Annotated in this window: 4 protein-coding genes; all 4 read right to left on the bottom strand. The window is 61.1% G+C overall.

The annotated features are described in order from the left end of the window. Nucleotides 1-1,028: 1,028 nt before the first annotated feature. The 4 genes from ACFFGH_RS34170 to ACFFGH_RS34155 all read right to left on the bottom strand — a co-directional run bounded on the left by ACFFGH_RS34170 (nt 1,029) and on the right by ACFFGH_RS34155 (nt 3,398). The gene (locus ACFFGH_RS34170) at nt 1,029-1,319 is read right to left on the bottom strand and encodes a hypothetical protein (protein WP_386677380.1); all 291 of its coding nucleotides are present in this window, start codon (nt 1,317-1,319) and stop codon (nt 1,029-1,031) included. A gap of 131 nt (nt 1,320-1,450) precedes the next feature. Continuing rightward, nucleotides 1,451-1,636 carry a hypothetical protein gene (locus tag ACFFGH_RS34165; protein WP_386677378.1) on the bottom strand — a complete coding sequence of 62 codons (186 nt, stop codon included), beginning with the start codon at nt 1,634-1,636 and terminating at the stop codon, nt 1,451-1,453. Between the two features lie 822 nt (nt 1,637-2,458). Then, nucleotides 2,459-3,046 carry a hypothetical protein gene (locus ACFFGH_RS34160; protein WP_386677376.1) on the bottom strand — a complete coding sequence of 196 codons (588 nt, stop codon included), beginning with the start codon at nt 3,044-3,046 and terminating at the stop codon, nt 2,459-2,461. 79 nt (nt 3,047-3,125) lie between these two features. Continuing rightward, nucleotides 3,126-3,398: a hypothetical protein gene (locus tag ACFFGH_RS34155; protein WP_386677374.1), complete on the bottom strand. Its 273-nt coding sequence runs from the start codon at nt 3,396-3,398 to the stop codon at nt 3,126-3,128. Between the last annotated feature and the right edge of the window lie 161 nt (nt 3,399-3,559).

Genomic DNA, 3,559 nt, shown 5'->3' with positions numbered 1-3,559 from the left:
CCCGAGAAGTACACCCGCTACCCACGTCGCGACGTTGTACAGGCGGCCACGCGCTGGCGTTGTGTTAAAGGGCAAGCGCCTCATACGGCTAACACCCAAGTTAAGCCGAACCGCGAAGCGGTTTCGGCTTGAACGCGTTGTTAGGCCCGAAAGCGTCCGAAGTGCTTGGACACTCGCTGGCCCGGAAGAAAGCTTGAGGTCGCGCCGAGCCGTCACAGCAACGAGCCGATCTTACCCGTCCGTAGCGTCCGAAGGCAGTCAACTCGGCGGCGGCTGCAGGACAAGCGCCCGCTAGGGAACCACAGTGCGTAACGCTTTCAGTTAGGCCCGAGAACCCAGCCGGGCGCGGGCCCAGAAAGCTTGAGGTCCGATGTGTCCGAAGGCAGCCAGCCGTCCCGACCGAAGTTGCGGGCGCTGCGACGAAAACTGCGGCGCCTTTGCCCGAGTGCGGTTGTAGTCTGAGGCCGAGCAGAGCTGCACCGACCAAGTCAGCCAGTGCTGCCCGCCTAACACCTGAGTTAAGCCGACCTGCGAAGCAGGTTCGGCTTGGACGAATTGTTAGCACGGAACCGCAGGCTCACAGGCGAGCAATAAGCCAGCGCGAGTACCGCACCCCAAGCCAGATGCGAAAGCTCAATCGCGGGTGCCGAGTACGCAGATGTAGGCGGCAGGCCTGTGCCGCTGCCCGAGACGGCTGACACGACCGTGCCGAGCAGAGGAAGTGCAACGGCGACCGCTAACGACAGGTGGCGCGCCCAGGACTGGAACAGGTACATGCCGACGAACCCGGCGCCGAATAGCATTAGCCAGGCAATAGAAAGTACGGCGCCCGCGGTTCCAGCCTTACTCCACGGGGCGAGATCTTGGGCCGAGGCCACACCGCTGTACAGGACACTGAGATCTGCTGCGACTCCAAGCAGAAGCAGTCCGAGAGAGGCGACCATGAGAAGTCGGAAACGAGAATCTGTCATGAGTGCTAACACCTGAGTTAAGCCGCGCCGCGAAGCGGCGTCGGCTTGGACGAATTGTTAGGCGCGTGACCGACGGACAGCAAGGACGGCGACCGAGGCACCCGAAACGACCGCAGAAACCACGAACAGAGCTAACGCAAGGTAGAAGCTCACAGGTTGACCGTGGCCGCAAGCGCCTGCGACGCATATGCTCTTGAGCCCAACGTAGAGCAAAAGCGGGAAGCTAAACAAGCCCAGCAGGCCGGACGTAAAGGCAGTTTGTTGCAAGGTATCGGTCGTGCGCCGGCCCAGAATGACTGCCGCAACATGCACCACGGCGATGAACGCGGCTATAGCCAGCCAGACCATGAGATCTCCACAAACGTTGTAGTCAGCAGAACGCGCCTAACACCTGAGTTAAGCCGAACCGCGAAGCGGTTTCGGCTTGGACGAATTGTTAGGCGCGAGCTCGCGGGCGCTGCGCACGCCGCCGGCAGCGCCTATGTGACTGAGCGCTTGGAAAGCAGACGTACCGCCGCAGCAATATTGAGCGCTGCCCCCAAGCCTAAAACCATGAACCTGAGCCACATGGGCTCATCCATGGTGGTGCCGATTGTTACGCAGGCCAGACCAACGATGAGCAGCAGCATGGCGACTTGCACGTGTGGCGAGTTTTTCTGATCCACGACCCTCTCCCCAGAGGTTTTGTAGTACACAAGTGTGACGCATGCAGCTGCTCGCGCCTAACACCTGAGTTAAGCCGCGCCGCGAAGCGGCGTCGGCTTGGACGAATTGTTAGGCCGAATTGGTGAGGATGCTCGGGCAGCTGCCCGACCCACCGGCCAAGCGGCCGACAGCCGAGACACTACTGCAAGACCGGGCAGAGCACACCTGGGGCCGGGCCCTACCGAAAGGGGCGCACCCGAGCGGCCTGCGGCGACCTATGGAAGTGACAGCGAGTGAGTCCGACCCGGTGGACGATCCGGGGCGAAGAGCAGGGGTCAACGAAAGAGCCGCTGGGGCGTGGAACCGGCTAGCCGGCCTTCCGCACAGAACATGGCCTGTTCCAATGCGGCCTAACACCTTGAGTTAAGCCGACCCGCCCGAGAACCCATCTGGAGTTCCGGAGCTACAAAGCGGGTTCGGCTTGGACGAATTGTTAGGCCGAATTGGCGAGGATGCCGAGGCAACTGCCCCGAGCCCACTCGAAGCGACCGACAGCCGAGACACTACTGCAAGAGCGGGACGGGCACACCTGGAGCCGAGCCTTGCCGAAAGGGCTGCGTCCGAGCGGCCTGCATGGGTCGAAGGAGATGACGGCGAGTATGTCCGTCGCGGCGGGCGATCCGGGGCGAAGACCGTCAGTGGCGGAAAGACCAGCCGGGGAGTGCTTACTCGCTAGCCCGCCTGCCGCACAGAACATTGACCGTTCCAATGCGGCCTAACACCTGAGTTAAGCCGCACCGCGAAGCGGTGTCGGCTTGGACGAATTGTTAGGCCGCTGCCGCTCAACCGCAAATGAGCACATCGTAGTAATAGTCCTCTGGAAAGCGCAGCAGAGACGATTCGGGCAGTAGATACCGCGTGGTTTCGCGCCGATCTAGTGATACGCCGGACACAAGTGGCGCGCTGCTGTAGTGGTGAAGCACGAGGACCATAAGCCCGGCTAGGGAATTCAGAGCATTCTTGAGGGTGGCCTCCGCATAGTGGCTGTCCCGCTCGTGCTTGACGTTGTTGTAGCTCCGCCACCAAGCCGGATTCTTCTCCTCAGCCCAGTTCGACCAAGGGTGAAGAGTCAGCCCGTAACGCGGAACCAGCACCGGAGTTGTCACGACTTCCGGCAAATGCTGTTTCAGTGCGGCCCGATAGTGGTCAATGTTTCCTCGAGGCATGTCAGCGGCGAGTTTTTTACAAAGAAGCTTCGCGACCACATCGGCTTCGGATGCGGCAGCAAACAGCAGGTGTGCAAACTCGATGGAATACGTAGCCATGTTCGCTTCTGCGAACTCCACGTAACGCGCTGCGCTTTCCAGATCGCGCTCAAGCGCGAGGAAGTAGTTCCAGTGGACTTTGTTTGCGGCGGACTCGATTGCCATGTTCAGCGGCCTAACACCTGAGTTAAGCCGCGCTGCGAAGCGGCGTCGGCTTGGACGAATTGTTAGGCGGCAGGATACGTCAGATGGTGGCTACTGCCACCATGAGCACGGCAGATAACCCTCCGCCCGCGGCCCCGATGACCGCTGCAATGAGCTTGTGTCTCTTGCGAAAGGGGACTGCCACCGCGCCGACAACCACTGATGCCGCGAGAAAGAGCGGTGCCAAGTTGACGGCGAGACGCAGATCTCTGGCGATAGACCATGAGATCGCTACAAGCGTGGCGAAACACACGATGGCTGCGAGACCGGACGAGACGAGGCCGGTCGGGACCTTGGCTTTTACTTCACTCACGACCGTTTTCCGGCTGCCGCCTAACACCTGATTTAAGCCGCGCCGCGAAGCGGCGTCGGCTTGAACGAATTGTTAGAGCCATGCTCCGCGCCGCTTGCCGCTCTGGCGCACGCACCACGTCTCGAGCTTGTTCTCGTGGAACTTCGGACAACTGGAGAGAC

The organism is Lysobacter korlensis (assembly GCF_042434515.1).
The sequence above is the reverse complement of the archived record's forward strand: the minus strand, read 5'-3'. Positions and strand labels throughout refer to the sequence as shown.